This is a genomic window from Methylocystis sp. (assembly GCF_051062815.1).
Taxonomy (GTDB): domain Bacteria; phylum Pseudomonadota; class Alphaproteobacteria; order Rhizobiales; family Beijerinckiaceae; genus Methylocystis.
Map to the genome: position 1 here is coordinate 1 of NZ_JBPFDU010000024.1, position 16,171 is coordinate 16,171.

Below are 16,171 nucleotides of genomic sequence, written 5' to 3' on the forward strand. Positions count from 1 at the left end.
TTCTTCGGCAGATCCGCCTTCGAAAATGGTCGCCGGCATCGCGCGCCATCTTGGCGGAAGGAGAAGTTCTGGACGTCTTGATCCAGACGAAGAAGCGGAATAAGGCGTCGGCCAGACCGGACGGAGCCCCGAGGCGGATGGCCGATTGGCCTCCGAATGAGCGAATGATCGCCTGGGATATGCAAACGGGCTCCTCGGCGAATATAACGATGCGCATGATCAGCTATGGAATGCTCGGAGTGCCTGATGACGGTAGTTGTGAAAGACAGCAATGGCGCAGAACTCAAGGACGGCGATTCCGTGACCTTGATAAAGGACTTGAAGGTTAAGGGCTCGTCCGTCGTCCTGAAACGCGGCGCCTTGATCAAAAATATCCGGCTCACGGATGATCCGGCTGAGATCGATTGCCGCGCTGAGAAAGTAAAGGGGCTCGTGCTGCGGACGGAGTTCGTCAGGAAAGCCTAGCCGCCATCGAATGGGCGCAGGACGAGCGGACCCATCGAAATTCTCGACCTGCGCGCCAAGCGACCTAGCAAGAAGTCCGTTTCTTCATCAAGAAACCTTTGTCGCTGGCAGTGGAACGGCCCTTCCTGGGATGAACGTCCTCGCCCGGTTCGGAGCAAAAGCCATATCCTTGTGTGTATCGCAATAAACGGCCTCTGGTGCGCACGCGCAGCCACAGAACCGGAACGAGTCGAAATGGTGCGGATCGCCGATAGGCCAGCGGCACCTTCCATTTCGAATCTGCATGAACTGAATAGGAACCGATGCGACCAATGGCCTTAAATTCCCGCTTTGCCTTTGATTGCAAATGTGTTGGCGGTGGGAGTCTTGCTTTTCGATCGAATTGGCAGGCCCGGGCTGGTTAGTCTCCTTCTTCAGCTTGGTCATTTCGGTTTCGTAGCCCTTTCGTGGTTAGAGAATAATATCGATGCGGCGCGCGAGCGCGGCGCGGCCGGCAAAAGATCATGAATAGTGCGCTGTCCCCTATCGGGAGTGGCGGAGAGCGTGACGTGCCGGCGTGCAGGCGCCGACCATCACACGCCCGCCCCTGGTTGTCCAATTTCCGTTGACCGAGCGTGCAAAGATCGCATCAAGCGCCGCTCGACCGAGACCTATTGTAAGACAAGCCATGGAGGCGAAACACAAATTCAATAATGAATTCGGCAAATATCTTCATCTCGATAATTCCCGTCACAGGCCTGCCTCCTCGCTCAGAAAAATCGAGCTTACACGACCCGGATGACCCCCAGCTTTTTCCCACCCCCGCTCGGGTGATCGCGAACGGCTCCGGCTCTGAATGCAGCGATCAATCGCGCGCCATCCAAATGGCCGCTTGCAACGCCAACTGACCGTCTCATAAACTTAACCGTCAGATCACCGCGCCTCAAATAAATCACGCCGCTCGCCGTCTTATTATCTTTGACGACCGACCACGCGCCTGATGGCAAGAGGAGCACTATGGAAAAAAGTCGCATCACGAGCGTGACTTCCGTTACCGTGATCCTCTTTATCGTCCTCGCCGCCTGCAAGCTCGGGCAGGCGGTCCTTGAGCCCGTGGCCTTTGCCGCCTTCATTATCGCAATTGCTTGGCCCCTGCAGAAGGCCATACAGGCGAGATTGGGGAAGGCCATCGCTCTGAGCGTGACGGTCGCGATGACCGCCGCCATGATCCTGGCGCTCTTTTCTCTGATCGCTTGGGGCGGCCATGAGGTGCTGGAATGGGTCAGACAGAATCTCGACCGCATCCAGGAAACGGCGATGACATCGACATCATGGCTCGAAGAGCATGACATTTTCGTCTTCACGCTCTTTGCGGAACATTTCAACACCGCGTCGCTTATCAGGCTTCTTCACTTACTTGCCGTGAGAGTGAACACAGTTCTCGCCTTCGCGGTCATCGTGCTCGTCTATGTGATTTTGGGACTAGCGGAAACCGACGCCTTTCAGTCCCGAATTGCAGCGCTGGAAAATCAGGAGACAAGCCGGCGCCTGCTTGAAAGCGGCAGGAAGATCGGCAAAAAATTTCGCACCTATGTGTTCGTGCGGACGATCGCCAGCATCGCGACAGGTCTCGCGGTATGGGGATTTGCTCAATTCATGAATCTGGAGATGGCCGGCGCATGGGGCGTGCTGGCCTTTGCGCTAAACTACCTGCCCTACATCGGCTCCTTCATCGTCACGGCGCTTCTGCCGCTTTTCGCCTTCGTTCAGTTCGGAACCTTTGAAGCGCCCTTGCTCGTTTTTTTGGGCGTGTCGGTCATCCAGTTCATCATTGGGAGCTATCTGGAGCCGGTGTTTTCGGGATCGGCTCTCTCGATCTCCCCTCCGATCGTGCTTTTTTCGATTGTTCTGTGGACTTTCCTATGGGGCGCGCTTGGGGCGTTTCTCGGCGTCCCGCTTTCGATTGCGGCGCTGACGATTTTCGAACAATTCCCGTCGACCCGATGGGTGGCCGAGATCTTGTCCGGTGGGCGGCGCGGGGCTTCGACCCGGCAAGCGGCCTGAGCGGCGCGGGGCTTTGGCGCTTCGCTTGAAAGCTCTCTCGCCCGCCGCGTTGACGCGCTGTAGGGTTCGACCGCGCGCGCCTGGAACGAGATGGCTGCTGCGGCCGAATTCGGATAAGATAAACTGAGGTCGCGCTAAGGGGCGTCAGATGCTTTGGCTGATCCGATTCATGGGCTTGCTTTCCCAAGCGATTTTTATAGAGTTTTTGCACATCTTCGGTTTGATCGTATTTTTGCTCGCCATTCTCCTTGGCTATTTCAGGGCTCCGTGGTGGATCGCGCCAATGCTCGCCGTGGCTTGCGGGCTGTTCGCGAACAGGTTCATCGATCTCACTTACCTAACGGATATCTTCCGCAGAGTGGCCTCTGCGAGCGACCGCTGGGCCTTCGTGATCGTCGTCTATTTCGCGATCACGATCGGCGGCTATCTCGCCGGCCTTCTGGCGCGTTTATTCATGAAGCGCAGGAAGCGGTCCTAGGATTTCGCTTGACGGGTTCGCGGCCGCAACGACGCGTCCCGAAGACGCTCGCGCATTGAGGAGCGCTTTTTCAGCCTCGAAGCCGTGGGATCTTCAACTTGTGCCTTTGTGATGGCGCGTTGATTGGCTCATCGCTCTTCCTGACGCAGTCGAGCGGTCGCCGTTGCGTCAACGACGCGACCGCTTTTTTGCGGGCCGGTCGCCGCTGGCGGCCGCCGGAGTGTCGGGTGCTGCGCTGGGAAGGCGACCGGGCGGCGATTGGACGCGCTCTCCGCCGTGCTCAGTTGCGTCGCCGTCTGGCCGGGCCGGAAGATGCTCCTCGATGCGCTGCGCCATGTAGGAAAAGAATGGGTTCGAGGACATGCGCAGCAGGGCGTCGAGGCTGACGATCAGCGTCCCGCGCTCGCCGCGGGGCGCCAGCGAGCCCAAGTGGACGCCAAAGTTCTCTGTTTCATCCGGCGTCAGGCCATAGAGGGAGTCGCTGAGCGGGAAGGGCAATGCGACATGCGAGAGCGAAAACACGCCCTTCGGATACTGTAGCCCCAGCGCTTGCGTCCGCTCGGCCGTGGCGCCGGCCTCCACGACGCGTTCGACCGCGTCCTCGGTTCCTTCGCCGGCGTTCGTCACAACCGTTAGACGGTAATCCCTGACGCGAGGCGGCACGATGCGGGAGAGCGCGGACTCCGCCGAGGAGCGCAGCAGCGGACCGAATTTGACGTTGCGATTGAGGTCGAACAGGACGAGTTCGCTTCCGTTCGCGGGCACGTGGTCATAAAGCCCGGAAAGCACGGCCTGTGTGCTGACAGTGAAATCCATGACCGATTGGAATGTCAGGACTGGCGGCAGCGCGGTCAGTCGACCCTCTCGACGCGCCAGCGACATCTGCGATCCAAGCGCATCCGTGAGGCGATAGGATTGGCGCGCGCCATTCACGGGAAAGGAATTATATTTAAATGGATTGAACTCAGGCAGCACGCTGAGCCAAGCCGCCTTGGCGAAGGCGGGCAACATCGCCGGCAATCCCGCCAGGCCGGCAAAACGCGCGAACCTCGTAATTCCGACCATCGGCGAAATCAGGATCAGACGGTCGACCCGAGCAAGATGCTTATCCTCGATGGCGTCGAGCGTATATTTCACCGCGAGCGATCCGCCGTTCGAGAACCCGACGACATGCAGAGGCGCCGGCTCAGGCGCGCGCCGCCGCGCTTCTCTCACGGCAAGACGAGTCGCGGCCAGCCATGTCTCCCACTCCACTTTGGTCAAAGCCGCGGGCACCGTGCCATGCGCAGGCAGCCTGATCGCGACCACCGCGAAGCCGCGATCGCGGTAGCGGGATGCAATATGGCGCAAACTGTATGGCGAGTCTGTCAATCCATGCAGGAGAACGACGGCGCCGATCGGCGGTCCTGCGGGTTCGAGCAGATAAGACCGGTTCCAATCCCGCGCAAAATGTCCCGGGTAGACCGGACTGCCCTCGAAATAGCGGTTGAAGGGAACTTGTTCCTCTGGCGTCAACTGCTGGCTGACGTTGGTGCGCAGGGAAGCGAATATTTTCGCCTCCGCCTCGAGATAGGCCTCCCAATCGGCGGCGTCGATTTCTGTCGTGCTCAACTCTTGCGGCACGTAAGTATGCCAGACATCAAGCGGCAGCCCGCGCTGAGAGTTGTATATTCGCACCGCGAAAAACGTAAAGACGAAAAGGCTTAGCAACGCCAAAAACCATTTGACCATTTTCAGCGCCATGCCCAGCATCATCCACCCCCGTTAGGCTTCGATCGGCGCGCCGCGAATCTCTTAACTGGCTTCCGCATCAAAACGCCGCGCTGCAGGTGAGCCGAGTCGATGAGACGCGAGTCAATGCGCCGCGCCCCAATATGCGGTTACGCTCGCAAAAGGCGGCAAGTGCTGTATTTGCGAGCGCGCCCTATTGAAACAGTCGACTCAGCGCAAAAGCTGCTTGCCCAATCGAGGCTCCGCACACAGACTATAATTTATTTCAACCGGAACCCAGCGGATAAATCGATCGGACGATCTGGACAGCGCTACCGAATGAAGCGCAGGGCGGGTTTGGGTGGATCCAGACTTGCTCGGTCTGACTGACGCAGAGGCGGAGGCCCGCGGATATGACGCGCAACGTGATTCTCGTGGATCTCGCCTTACAGGGCGGCGGCGCGCATGGCGCCTATACGTGGGGCGTTCTCGACCGTCTGCTGGAGGAGCCGTGGCTCCAGATCGAGGGCATCTCGGGAACGTCCGCTGGAGCTATGAATGCGGCGGCGCTAATCAGTGGCCATGTTGATGGCGGGGCGGACGGCGCGCGCGCGGCGCTCGAACTTTTCTGGCGGCGTGTTTCGCAGGCGGCGCGGCTCAGCCCATTGCAGCGCAATCTTGTCGACGTCCTGATGGGGCGCTGGACGCTGGATGCTTCCCCTATCTTTGTCGCGACCGATATCATGTCGCGCCTATTTTCGCCCTATGACCTCAATCCGAAGGGCGTCAATCCGCTGCGGGAGATTCTCGCCGAAACCGTCGATTTCGAGCGGCTTTCGCGTGGCATGCGCATGCATCGGATCTCGACACAGATGATGACGGAGCTGAGCGCGTCTTCGAAGCTTATCGCCGAATGGGATTTTCTTTGCATGCTGCGCGACGAAGGTCGCCGATCGGCGCAAGATTTCCTTGATCGGCATGAGCGCGACATCGGAGTCGGCTCGACTCTCGACCTTGACGAGCTACTGGAGCGGGTTTGACGCGATGCGCGTTGCTGGCGTCGGGGTTGCTCTTTGGCTGTCCGTGCGCAGATCGCTCATTGCCGCCTCAGCAAAGACGGGAAGACAGCAGAGCGCCCTCAGGGCTCTGAAAAATTCCGTCGCCATTTGCATCCGGCTACGAAATACCAAGTCCACGTCTTAGCTCGTTATAACCGCCGCGCCCGACGCATGAACGTATCCAGTATCAGAAGTCGAAAACCCCGTCCTTCTATCGATTTTCGGCGAACACGCCATAGGCGACGGACAGAACGACCGTCGCGGGCACCGCCAACACCACGCCCATCGTCCCGAAGAGCGAGGCGAAGGCAAGCATGCAGAATAGCAGCACGACCGGCGGCACCATAAGTGAACGGCTCTGTAGATAGGGCGTGATCAGATAGCCTTCGACGAAACTCGCGGATCCGATCGCAAGCGCCGCAAGGGCGGCGTTGTCCGGCCCGTGCGGCAACGCGACCAGCACCCCGATAATCATCGCGATGATCGAGCCGAAATAGGGAACGAACGCCAGCGCGCCGCTGATTGTCGCGAGCGCCAGCGGCGCTGGAACCCCGAAGGCCCAGAGGGCCGCCCCTGCGAAAAGCGCGTTCATGGCGACGACATAGAGTTGGATGAAAAGCCACTGCCGCAAGACGGCGCCGGATCGGTCCAAAAACAGCGCCATGTCGGTACGCCGCGACGCAGGCGTCAAGGCGAGTACGCCAGCGGCGTACCTCCCTGGATCGGCGGCGAGATATGCGGCGCCTATGATAGTGAAAATGCCATAGCCGAGGCCACTGCCGACAGAACCGAGGAGAGCGCCGAAATGTTGGGCGACCGGGGTCGTCATTTTGGAAAAGTCGACGTGAACCACAAATTTTTCGACGAAACGTCCCCACGGGTGCTCTTCCACCAAGCGCTCGAGCATGGCGATCGCAGCGGGAATGTCGAGAGCGACCTCATCATATTGACGCACGAGCTGACCGCCGAACAGCATCAACGCCACGACGACCGCAACGAGCGAGCCGAGCGCGACCAACGCGAGCGACATGCCCTGCGACAGGCCAAGAAGCCTGGAGACCCGCCCGGCGACGCCACGCCAAGCGAGCGCGATGAGAATCGTCGCGAAAACCGCTGGGAGAAGGTCCGTTAGCTGCCAAAGGACGGATGCAACCGCTATGGTCGTCGCCGCGATCATAGCCACCACGGCGGTTCGAGAGGCAAAGTCGTTCTGATCGATGCTCTTGGTCAAGAAATTGATCCTCATCTCGGACCCGCTCTGCTGGAATACAGATCATAAGCGACCGCGCGGGTTAGAGAAAGAGTCTGGCGTCCGCTGATGAGCCAAGACCGACTGGAGCGCGCGGCGGAATACGAGGGCGACGCGGTTGCCCGCGATCGCGTTGGAGAGGAGCTGCCGCGACGCATATGTGTGGCGAAAAAAGCACTCAAACTGAAAATATCCCTCGTCTTTAAAAACTGCCCGGAAAATCCCCGGATCGAGGCTTAGCGTAAGCCCGGGAGCCCAAGAATGAATTGCGCGAGCGGCGTTGCAGCAATCTGTTCACTATTGATGTCGCCGAAAGCGGTAGATGTTTCGAACCTCGCTGAGCAAGAAACTACGAAAAGTGCGATCGCCCAGCCCCTGAGGCGATCACCCAGCGTTGAGTTCTACTCTTGGTCATGGGCTACGACTCGAAGATCATGGTACGAGTGGCTCACTGCAACGGCTGCGATCGAGTCATCGCTTGAAGAGTCGGGCTGGCGGCTTCGAGCAACAGGCGGTTTCGGGGGCTATGCTTCTGATGTGAAGGGGAGCGATGCAGAGAATGTCATAGCCTCTGCAATGGAGGTGGATGACATCGCGCTTCCCCATATCGGCACGGTAGGCAAATACTACGGGTCCGATGGTTTTGTCGGCGCGCAGATCGGGTACGCGCTGATCAATAAGACTTGGGAGGTGAGCGGCTTTGTCGGGGTGGGGATGACCACTGAAGGTTATCTCGGCGCGAATATGTGGAGTTCCGCACTACGCATTCCGCCGGATGCCGTAAGCGCTCTCGCGGGAACCGCGTTTGGCGTTTTAGGAAGTCTGGAGTTCAGGGCCACGCCGAATGATCATCTGATGCTCTTCGCGTCAGCTATCTACACGACAGCATTCCGATGGGGGTATTTTGAAGTAAAGCCGGGAGTGTTGTTTCCATTCAATGACTCGCTCCCAGTTTTGTTGAAGGGAAAATTATTCTTTGGACCGCACGCGGCGTTAAATTCTTATAAGGGCGACCTTCAGCCCATGTTTGGAGCGCATATCACGCTCATGGAGATCGGACCGTTCTATGCGAGTGTCGCAGGCGGCTATGTACGTGATCAGTATAGCGGTCAGGGAGGCTATACGATTCTTGAGACAAGCGTCAGATTTTAAAATGGCTTTTTGTGCATTGAACGCGCCGATATCAGATTCCATGGGGAGGTGGTTAGCGACCAGAAGGCGTCCACCTTATCAAACGGTCCCATTTCAATTAAGCTTGTGTCCTCGTTCCTCATGAGCTAGAAACATTTTTCTGGGTAATTGTTTCAAGCTCCGGATTGCATCATCCCCCATCGGGGTCCGTCATTATGGGTCCAAGTCCACCCCACCTCTGTCAAATCACGAAGCCGTCGAGCATTTTGAGGACGCGGCGAGAAAGCTCCGGGAACGCTTCAAGCCATCCGTTGCAGAAGCATTGCCAGGGATTGCTCGCGGATTGTTCGAACAAGAATTGCATGAAGTTGCCGATCTACAGAGTATTGATTCCATTCCATCGCTAGCCTTGACGTATCTATTGAGTTGCGAGCGGTGCGTGCTTGATTTGCTCAACAAGAATTACGAAGGGGTCGCGAGTTCATACTTTCAAAAATGTGTCAGCGAAGCAGCGAATAATATTAGGGCGAAGGTATTCGGCTCAAGGAGCTATGTACACGATGTCCTAAGTATCTCGGCTGAACGCACGGCATAGTAGGTCGGTGGATCAGCGCATTGCCTGACTAAGTCGCCGCGCAGAGGCTAACCCAGGGTCAAGGCCAGGGCTGTTCATCGCTGTTTACAGGCCGCGGTATGAGAGGGTGACGGCGGGATCGAGTGCGCCGCTCCAAAGTGCTTGGGCGATGTTGGCGACGCCGTTTGCCCTGGCGATGTTGAGGGCCTGCGAACGCAGGCGCGCCATGATGCCTGGATTGACGCGGATGCGGCTGGCGTCTTCAGCAAGGGTCACGTCGCGAACCCAATGGTTCTCGTTCTCCACAGCCCAATGACCGCGGATGGCGCTCGCGAAGATTTCCGCGGGCAACATGACGGACGACGCATAAAACGCGGTTTCTTCCCGCCGTTTCCAGAGTCCTGTGGCGGCGGAACGGATCAATTTAAATAGCGTGACGCGCACGATTGCAGCGATCAGCGGCGCCCATTCGTCGTCATCGAGGGCGGCGCCGGGAGCATAGACCTCGACACGCCGGTCTTCCTGGCGATTTCGCGCCAGATTGCGGCTGTCGTCGACGGCGATTGGAGCCGCCGTCGCGGCGATGTGCTCGCAGCGTTGCAACAAACCTGGCTGATTAGCTTTGACTTGAACGATCAGTTCATTGCCGGTCCCGCGCGCGATCTCGAAGGTTTTTTTGGCAGTGTATGGCGTCGAGCGTGAAGACGCGGTCGCTCAGGCCCATGGCGGCGATCAGCGCCTGCGCGGCGGGGATCTCGTTCGATTTCTCGTCGATCACTTCATGCGCGAGAATGATCCGATGGTCGACGGCGAAGGCGCTGAGCACATGTGCGGCCTTGCGGTCGGCGAAAGCGTCGAAGCTTTGCCGCAACGTCTTTCCGTCGATGGCGATGAAGCGGGACGGCGCGGCGGCGCAGGAAACGTCGAGACTTTCCGCATGACGACGAAACGCCTGCTCGAGTTCGTTCGGATCGAGTTGGCGCAGGATTCCGCGCACGGAGGTGTAAGCTGGCGCTCGTCGCAGCGCAGCGTCCGGAAAAGCCGCATTGAGCACGCAAAGCCTCGCGCGGATCAGGGCATGGATTTGGCGATACGACCGAGCGCCGCTCAGCACCGCGATGATCGAAAACAGAATGACGCCGACCTGGCCGCAAATCTTTCCTTCGGCGCGCCGCCGATCCGGGATGGCGGCAAGGCAGGATGCAAGATCGATCGTCGTCATAGGGCAACCTCCGATTCGGGTTGCTCCCCATAGATTCAGACACTTCCACACCTGAAAAGCAAAAAATCATCCCTCTCGGTCAAACCAAAGCACAGAGCGTTGAACAGCCCTGGGGTAGGGGGGTGCCTGTCGACATCATCATTACATCCCAAACAAAGACTCGTGCTATCTTTTCATCTGCACACGCGACAAAACAAATTTTGCTGCCCAAGCACCTCCATAACTATTTAAATGGTCGCTATCTCGATACATCAAATGTTTTTTATCATCTTCAAAATAACAAATCTGGTCTGGGCAGAAATATTCGATGGAATTTATTATTCCCGCCCCACTTACAGTCATCAAAGCATCCAAATAGTCCTTTTGCCAGAGTAATACTTCTGACTTCTTTAAGGCGCATTGCAAAAGCTCAAATTTTAAAGGTCTTGAACAATTCCGTGGATTAAATCCAAGTTCCGGGTTTTCAGTTATATAGAAGATATTGACATTTTTCTTTCCTAAATAACTAATAGTTTCTTGAAGTGACGAACGAAATGCATCTTTACCCACGCTAACTCTTTCAAAGACGCCGCCGTTAGATGTATAATTTTTGCCTGACATATATAGCGGACCGCGAGTTGCAATTGCCACGCCGACAACTTTTATTCCAGATGCAAAAATCTTATCCATCGCCTCCTTCGCATATGTCGTGTTTCTTTCACATTCTGCTTGGTGTTCCTCTATAGCGGCGCGTGACAAACCAATTAGCATTGGGCACCCCCAACTAGCGAGCATCACACTATTAAACCCGTATGCTGAAAATTCCTCTGCCAAGCCGTCGTAGCCAGCCGCAGCGTGGCTGTCACCGTAAAAGATAAATGTCTCTCTGTCGCCATTTATTAAAGCCCTACAATGCAAATCCCATTCACCACCTTCTTTTATAGAAAATTTCTCACAAGCTGATTGGGACAAAACAGAAGCCGATTGCTTCTCAGGTAGAATATGGCTGTTCAATAGTGTAGCAAATTGATTGTCGTGACTGATTAGAAGTCCTAGAATGCCGACAAAAGCCAAACATATCGCGATTAAAGCGCTCTCCCGTAAGTTTGCCGGTCGCTTTCTTATTGGAGTTTCTATGAAGCGATAAGTGATCCACGCTAAAAGGAAAGAAATGAGAATTAAAAGTAATTTGACTACGACTGAGTCGAAGCCTACTATAGTCATTTTAGCGAATGCAAAGACAGGCCAATGCCATAAGTACAAAGGATAACTTATCAACCCTATTCCGACTAGAGCGCGATTAGATAGCAATTTACTAATCAGACTCTCGGGGCCGCTGAGAATTATAAAAAAAGCCCCCATGCTTGGTAGCAAGGCCCAGTAACCTGGAAATGATTTCTGTCGGTCTATTAAAATTAGACCGACGGCGATTAAGCTAAGGCCAATAAAAGAACATATTTGCTTGTATTTTAACTCAATCAAATGCGCCAAATACACAAAAAAATATGCAAGTATACTGCCTATCATTAACTCCCAGAAGCGTCCAAAGGGAAGATAGTAAGCAGCAGCAGAGTCCACCCTGACGGTGTATAGATTCAAGGCAAAGGAAGTGACACCTATTATAATTGTTGTAATAAGAAATTTACGATGGAGTTTTGTCCACAAAAACCAAATTAAAATTGGCCAGAAAATGTAAAATTGTTCCTCAATAGCTAGGCTCCATAGATGCAGAAGTGGTTTGAGTTCGGAAAACGTATCAAAATACCCTTGCTCCATGTTTAAAACGAAATTCATTACGAAAGCTGACCCCGCGGCAGCGTGAAAGCCTAATGCGCGATATTCGTCCAAAAATAACGCATGTCTCCCCAATAATAAAACGCTAAGCAGCACGATTATAAGAGCAGGAAAAATCCTGCGTGCTCTACGAATATAAAAATCTTTTACACAAAAGTTCTTATTTTCTAAATCAGAAAAAATAATCCGAGATATAAGAAAACCGGAAATAACGAAAAAAATATCGACGCCTACAAATCCGCCTTTAAATTTGCCTGGAAATGCATGAAAGGCTAATACTGTCAGAATTGCTATTGAGCGAAGCCCATCGATATCAGTTCGATACATCATTGTGTCCATCATTATCTTCTTGCAGGCTTACGGGACGGTTCGATGTAGATTTGGACTCTTTTGAGTCCGCTTTGTCCTCGGTTTTGCTTAAGAGTGTTCGCGTCGACGGGTGTGTGCAAAAACACGAATCAAGATACGACAAAAGAGTCGGGGTAGAAAGGCATTCATCGTTGTGACTTTTACTAGGGCTCGGACCCATAAAGTTGTTGGCTTGGGCGCGACGTTGTGATTCACAGCTTCCGAAAGGAAGCGCCGATGATTCCCGACCGTTTTTGGCGCGCGGAAGCATCCCGGTCATCATTTACAACCTGATCGCCGGCGAGGCTGTCGCGGACCGCGGGTCAATTCGGTTCATGGTGAGGAGAGGAGGACGCCCTCATCGCCGCGAAGGCATAGTACCGTTCCGACGGCTTCAGCGCGGCGGTCGCCATGGGTCGAGAGCACGATTGTGGCGCCTGCGGTCGCGGGAGGCATCCAACTTCTCGTTTCGCCGCAGAAATTGAGCGCGACGAAGGCACGGTCTTCGCCGGAAACGCGCTCATAGGCAAGAATATCGTCGCGGCAGGACAAGAGACGCCATTCGCCCTTGTTGAGCGCGGGATGTTCGCGCCTGTAATGGAGCAGCTTCCGCGTCAAGGCGAGGACCGATGAATCATCTCCGCACATGACTGCAACATTGCGGGTCTCGTGGTCAGGCGTTAACGGCAGCCATGGCTCGCGCGTCGAAAATCCCGCGAATGCGCTCGCGTCCCATTGCATGGGCGTTCGCGACGGATCGCGGCCGACGCCAAGGCCGGGCTCACGCTTCGTCCAAGGGTCTTGAATGCGATCCGGCGGAATATCGACACGCCCGATCCCGATTTCATCGCCGTAATAGAGCGTCGGCGTGCAGCGAAGCGTCAGGAGCAGCATCGTGGCGATCCGCGCCTGCGCCGAGCCGACGCGCGCCGCAATGCGCGGCCTATCGTGATTGCTGAGCACCCAGTTCGGCCAGGCGCCCTCCGGCAGCGCCGCTTCATATTTCTCGATCAATCGACCGATTTCCGCAGCGTTCCAGCGCGCATCTAGAAGCTGGAAATTGAACGGCAGATGGACGCCTTGCAGCTCTTTGCCGTAATAGGCGACGACCCTCTCGATCGGCAGATAGATTTCGCCGATCAGCAGGCGATCGTCAAACTCATCGACCACCCGTCGCATCTCGGCGATGACGTCATGTACTTCGGATTGGTCCGAGGAATAGGTCTGGGCGAGACGAACGATGTCGGGCCCTTCTCCGGTCCAACCCGGATTGGCCGGATTGTCCCGGAAGGCGGCGTCCTTGACGATATGCGAGATCACATCGACGCGAAATCCGTCGACGCCGCGCCGCAGCCAAAAACGCAGCACGTCATGCATTGCCGCGCGGACTTGCGAATTGCGCCAATTGAGATCGGGTTGCTCTGGCAAGAATGAGTGCAGATAATATTGTTGCGTTTGCTCATCCCAGCTCCAGGCGCCGCCGCCGAAATGGCTGAACCAATTGTTCGGCGGCCTGCCGTCCGGCGCGGGATCGCGCCAGAGATACCAGTCGCGCTTGGGATCGCTACGCGCGCTCTTGCTCGCGAGAAACCAAGGATGCGCATTGGACGTATGGTTTGGAACGAAATCGATAATGATTTTCAGTCCTTTTGCATGCGCCTCCTCGACAAGCGCGTCGAAACGCGCAAGCGAGCCAAAGAGCGGATCGACGTCGCAATAGTCGGAGACGTCATAGCCGAAGTCATGCATCGGCGAAGGATAGAAGGGCGAGAGCCAGATCGCGTCGACGCCGAGCCAGACGAGATAGTCGAGCCGGCGCCGCACGCCCTCAAGATCGCCGACGCCGTCGCCGTCCGAGTCCTGAAAGGAGCGCGGATAGATTTGATAGACCGTTCCTGTTCGCCACCAGGAGTGCGGCATGTGCGCCTCCAACGCGCGTTAAGTCGAAATCATGCGCAAGCTTGCGGTCAGCAAATTTTTCCGGTCCGCGCTGAGGCCGACCAGAATGTCGAAAGCGCCGGGCTCGAACATGGGCTCCATATCGTCGCCTGGAAAGGAGAAGCTTTCTGTGGTCAGCGTGAAAGCAACCGTCTTGCTTTTACCGGGCGCCAAGGCGACCTTGGCCCAGGCTTTCAACTCCATCAGCGGGCGCGCGACACGCGCCGTGACGTCATGAAGGAAGAGAAAGATCGTCTCTTCCGTCGCAACCTCGCTTTCATTGCGCGCATCGACGCGCGCCTCGACCTCATCGCCGAGCGTGAACTCAAGCCGATTGATGCGAAGATTCGTCAAGGTCACGCGCGCAAAGGAAAGTCCGTGGCCGAAAGGAAATTGTGGCTCAACAGGACAATCGAGATATTTGCTGCTGTAGAAATTGTTCGCGTCCGGCGGGCGCCCCGTCGATCGCGACGCATAGAAAATCGGAACCTGCCCGACATCGCGCGGCCAAGTGACAGCAAGCCGCGCGCAAGGGTTGAAGAGGCCCGTCAGCACATCGGCGATGGCATGGCCCGCCATATCGCCAAGGAACCATGTGGCGAGCACGGCCTGCGCCTGTTCGAAAAGCCAAGGCGCGGTCAATGGGCGTCCGCAAGAAAGAAGTGCGACCGCCGGCGCGCCGGTCGCCATTATGCTTTCCGCGAGCTGGCGTTGCTTTCCAGGCAAGCCAGGCGTCGCGCGACAGGCCGCTTCGCCGCTCATGCCGGCGGATTCTCCCAAGCAGAGCACGACGACATCGGCGCTTCTCGCGAGGGTGCAAGCGAGTTCAATACCCCTCTCGTCGTCGCCCTCTATCGAGACGCCCGTGCAGTGAATAAGGTCGCAAGCCGGCAAGGCGGCCTTGAGCCCTTCGGGAATCGTAGCGCAATTTTCTGCCGCCCCGGCCGCCGACCAGGGACCAAGCATGTCGGCGCGCGCATCCGCAAGGGGTCCAATGACGGCGATGCGGCGCACATCCGCGGCAAGCGGCAAAATGCCCCGATTGGACAGCAGCGTGATCGCGCGCCGGGCGGCGTCCAGCGCCAGCTGCCGATGCGCCTCCTGAACGCCTTCAGCGGGCGCCGCGAACCGATAGGGATCGTCGAATAGTCGAAGCCGCTCTTTTAGCCGCAAGACGCGCGCGACGGCTGCGTCAATGTCGGCTTCGGCCACCAGGCCGCGCGCCAGCGCCTCCGGCAGGCAGCGCAAATAGGCGCCGCTCACCATATCCATGTCGACGCCGGCAGTGAGCGCAAGGGCCGCCGCTTCGACAAGATCGGCGGCGACGCCATGCTCGACGAGCTCCGTGACCGCCGTGTAATCGCTCATGATGACGCCGTCGAAATCGAGTTTACGCCGCAAATATCCGTTCAACAGCTTGCCGTGCGACGTCATCGGAACGCCGTTGACATTGTTGAAGGCGGACATGATCGCCGCACATCCTGCTTCGACGGCGGCGCGAAACGGCGGCAGATAGACTTCGTGCAGCATGCGCTCCGAGACATCGACAGCCGCATAGTCGCGTCCTGCCGTGGCGGCGCCGCCCGCGCAGAAATGCTTGGCGGTCGCTGCGAGCACGCCTCGATCGCTCAGGCGCTCGCCCTGGAAGCCTCGAATTTTCGCCTGTGCGAATTTCGATCCGACAAAGGGGTCTTCGCCCGGTCCCTCCGCAATCCGGCCCCAGCGCGGATCGCGCGAGACGTCGAGCATCGGCGCGAAGGTTAGATGTATGCCCTCGCACGTCGCCTCGAGCGCCGAAGCGCAGGCCGTGCGCTCCCATAAGAGCGGATCAAAAGCGCCGACTTCCGCAAGCGGAACCGGAAAGATCGTGCGATATCCATGGAGAATGTCGAGGCCAAAAATCAGCGGCACGCCCAATCGAGTCTCCTCGACCGCAAGTCGCTGCGTCCGCGCGACGACATCGCGCCCCCAAAGGTTGAAGACGCCGCCAACCTGGCCGGCGCGAATGTCTTGCGTCGTCTCGCCTGGGACGATTGGGCCAGTGGCAGCCTGCCCGGCCGTGACGAGGTTGAGCTGGCCGAGCTTCTCCTCGAGCGTCATGGCGCGCAGAAGGGACTCAATCCGGCTCATGGCGTCGCCCACATAATTATCGTCGTTTCAACCGTCCGTCTCGGCGCGGACC

General features: G+C 57.1%; 11 protein-coding genes and 1 pseudogene. 5 read left to right on the top strand and 7 right to left on the bottom strand.

Features of this window, described 5'->3' with window-relative positions; all coding sequences use genetic code 11:
• Nucleotides 1–246 precede the first annotated feature (246 nt).
• A complete protein-coding gene (locus ACR65W_RS02455) occupies nucleotides 247–465 on the top strand; it encodes an alkylphosphonate utilization protein (protein ID WP_175095061.1) in 219 nt (72 codons plus the stop codon).
• An 87-nt stretch (nucleotides 466–552) separates the two neighbouring features.
• On the opposite strand, the gene ACR65W_RS02460 is transcribed toward ACR65W_RS02455, so the two are convergent.
• The gene (locus ACR65W_RS02460) at nucleotides 553–891 is read right to left on the bottom strand and encodes a GcrA family cell cycle regulator (RefSeq protein ID WP_434498134.1); all 339 of its coding nucleotides are present in this window, start codon (nucleotides 889–891) and stop codon (nucleotides 553–555) included.
• Between the two features lie 570 nt (nucleotides 892–1,461).
• On the opposite strand from ACR65W_RS02460, the gene ACR65W_RS02465 reads away from it, so the two are divergent.
• Nucleotides 1,462–2,508, top strand: a complete 1,047-nt coding sequence (locus ACR65W_RS02465; protein WP_434498135.1) for an AI-2E family transporter — start codon at nucleotides 1,462–1,464, stop codon at nucleotides 2,506–2,508.
• 148 nt (nucleotides 2,509–2,656) lie between these two features.
• The gene (locus tag ACR65W_RS02470) at nucleotides 2,657–2,986 is read left to right on the top strand and encodes a hypothetical protein (protein WP_434498136.1); all 330 of its coding nucleotides are present in this window, start codon (nucleotides 2,657–2,659) and stop codon (nucleotides 2,984–2,986) included.
• Between the two features lie 168 nt (nucleotides 2,987–3,154).
• On the opposite strand, the gene ACR65W_RS02475 is transcribed toward ACR65W_RS02470, so the two are convergent.
• Complete coding sequence (locus tag ACR65W_RS02475; protein WP_434498153.1) at nucleotides 3,155–4,738, bottom strand: alpha/beta hydrolase; 1,584 nt, start codon at nucleotides 4,736–4,738, stop codon at nucleotides 3,155–3,157.
• Nucleotides 4,739–5,109: 371 nt separating this feature from the next.
• Between ACR65W_RS02475 and ACR65W_RS02480 the strand changes: the two genes are divergently transcribed.
• Nucleotides 5,110–5,736, top strand: a complete 627-nt coding sequence (locus ACR65W_RS02480) for a patatin-like phospholipase family protein (RefSeq protein WP_434498137.1) — start codon at nucleotides 5,110–5,112, stop codon at nucleotides 5,734–5,736.
• Nucleotides 5,737–5,965: 229 nt separating this feature from the next.
• Here ACR65W_RS02480 and ACR65W_RS02485 read toward each other — a convergent pair whose 3' ends face one another.
• Nucleotides 5,966–6,985, bottom strand: a complete 1,020-nt coding sequence (locus tag ACR65W_RS02485) for an AI-2E family transporter (RefSeq protein WP_434498138.1) — start codon at nucleotides 6,983–6,985, stop codon at nucleotides 5,966–5,968.
• Nucleotides 6,986–7,264: 279 nt separating this feature from the next.
• Between ACR65W_RS02485 and bcsS the strand changes: the two genes are divergently transcribed.
• Nucleotides 7,265–8,155, top strand: a complete 891-nt coding sequence (gene bcsS, locus ACR65W_RS02490) for a cellulose biosynthesis protein BcsS (RefSeq protein WP_434498139.1) — start codon at nucleotides 7,265–7,267, stop codon at nucleotides 8,153–8,155.
• Nucleotides 8,156–8,813: 658 nt separating this feature from the next.
• Here the strand turns inward: bcsS and ACR65W_RS02495 are convergent.
• The 4 genes and pseudogenes from ACR65W_RS02495 to ACR65W_RS02510 all read right to left on the bottom strand — a co-directional run bounded on the left by ACR65W_RS02495 (nucleotide 8,814) and on the right by ACR65W_RS02510 (nucleotide 16,119).
• Nucleotides 8,814–9,930: pseudogene (locus ACR65W_RS02495) on the bottom strand (ISAs1 family transposase).
• Between the two features lie 165 nt (nucleotides 9,931–10,095).
• Nucleotides 10,096–12,045: an acyltransferase family protein gene (locus ACR65W_RS02500; protein WP_434502247.1), complete on the bottom strand. Its 1,950-nt coding sequence runs from the start codon at nucleotides 12,043–12,045 to the stop codon at nucleotides 10,096–10,098.
• A 339-nt stretch (nucleotides 12,046–12,384) separates the two neighbouring features.
• Nucleotides 12,385–13,971, bottom strand: a complete 1,587-nt coding sequence (locus tag ACR65W_RS02505) for an alpha-amylase family glycosyl hydrolase (RefSeq protein WP_434498141.1) — start codon at nucleotides 13,969–13,971, stop codon at nucleotides 12,385–12,387.
• Nucleotides 13,972–13,989: 18 nt separating this feature from the next.
• On the bottom strand, nucleotides 13,990–16,119 hold the full coding sequence (locus ACR65W_RS02510; protein WP_434498142.1) for a glycoside hydrolase family 3 N-terminal domain-containing protein: 2,130 nt from the start codon (nucleotides 16,117–16,119) through the stop codon (nucleotides 13,990–13,992).
• Nucleotides 16,120–16,171 lie beyond the last annotated feature (52 nt).

Coding starts and splice junctions, on each gene's coding strand:
- ACR65W_RS02480 (WP_434498137.1), top strand. CDS start 5,110: ATGACGCGCAACGTGATTCTCGTGGATCTCGCCTTACAGGGCGGCGGC.
- ACR65W_RS02510 (WP_434498142.1), bottom strand. CDS start 16,119: ATGAGCCGGATTGAGTCCCTTCTGCGCGCCATGACGCTCGAGGAGAAG.
- ACR65W_RS02475 (WP_434498153.1), bottom strand. CDS start 4,738: ATGCTGGGCATGGCGCTGAAAATGGTCAAATGGTTTTTGGCGTTGCTA.
- ACR65W_RS02460 (WP_434498134.1), bottom strand. CDS start 891: ATGACCAAGCTGAAGAAGGAGACTAACCAGCCCGGGCCTGCCAATTCG.
- ACR65W_RS02505 (WP_434498141.1), bottom strand. CDS start 13,971: ATGCCGCACTCCTGGTGGCGAACAGGAACGGTCTATCAAATCTATCCG.
- ACR65W_RS02455 (WP_175095061.1), top strand. CDS start 247: ATGACGGTAGTTGTGAAAGACAGCAATGGCGCAGAACTCAAGGACGGC.
- bcsS (WP_434498139.1), top strand. CDS start 7,265: ATGAATTGCGCGAGCGGCGTTGCAGCAATCTGTTCACTATTGATGTCG.
- ACR65W_RS02465 (WP_434498135.1), top strand. CDS start 1,462: ATGGAAAAAAGTCGCATCACGAGCGTGACTTCCGTTACCGTGATCCTC.
- ACR65W_RS02470 (WP_434498136.1), top strand. CDS start 2,657: ATGCTTTGGCTGATCCGATTCATGGGCTTGCTTTCCCAAGCGATTTTT.
- ACR65W_RS02500 (WP_434502247.1), bottom strand. CDS start 12,045: ATGATGGACACAATGATGTATCGAACTGATATCGATGGGCTTCGCTCA.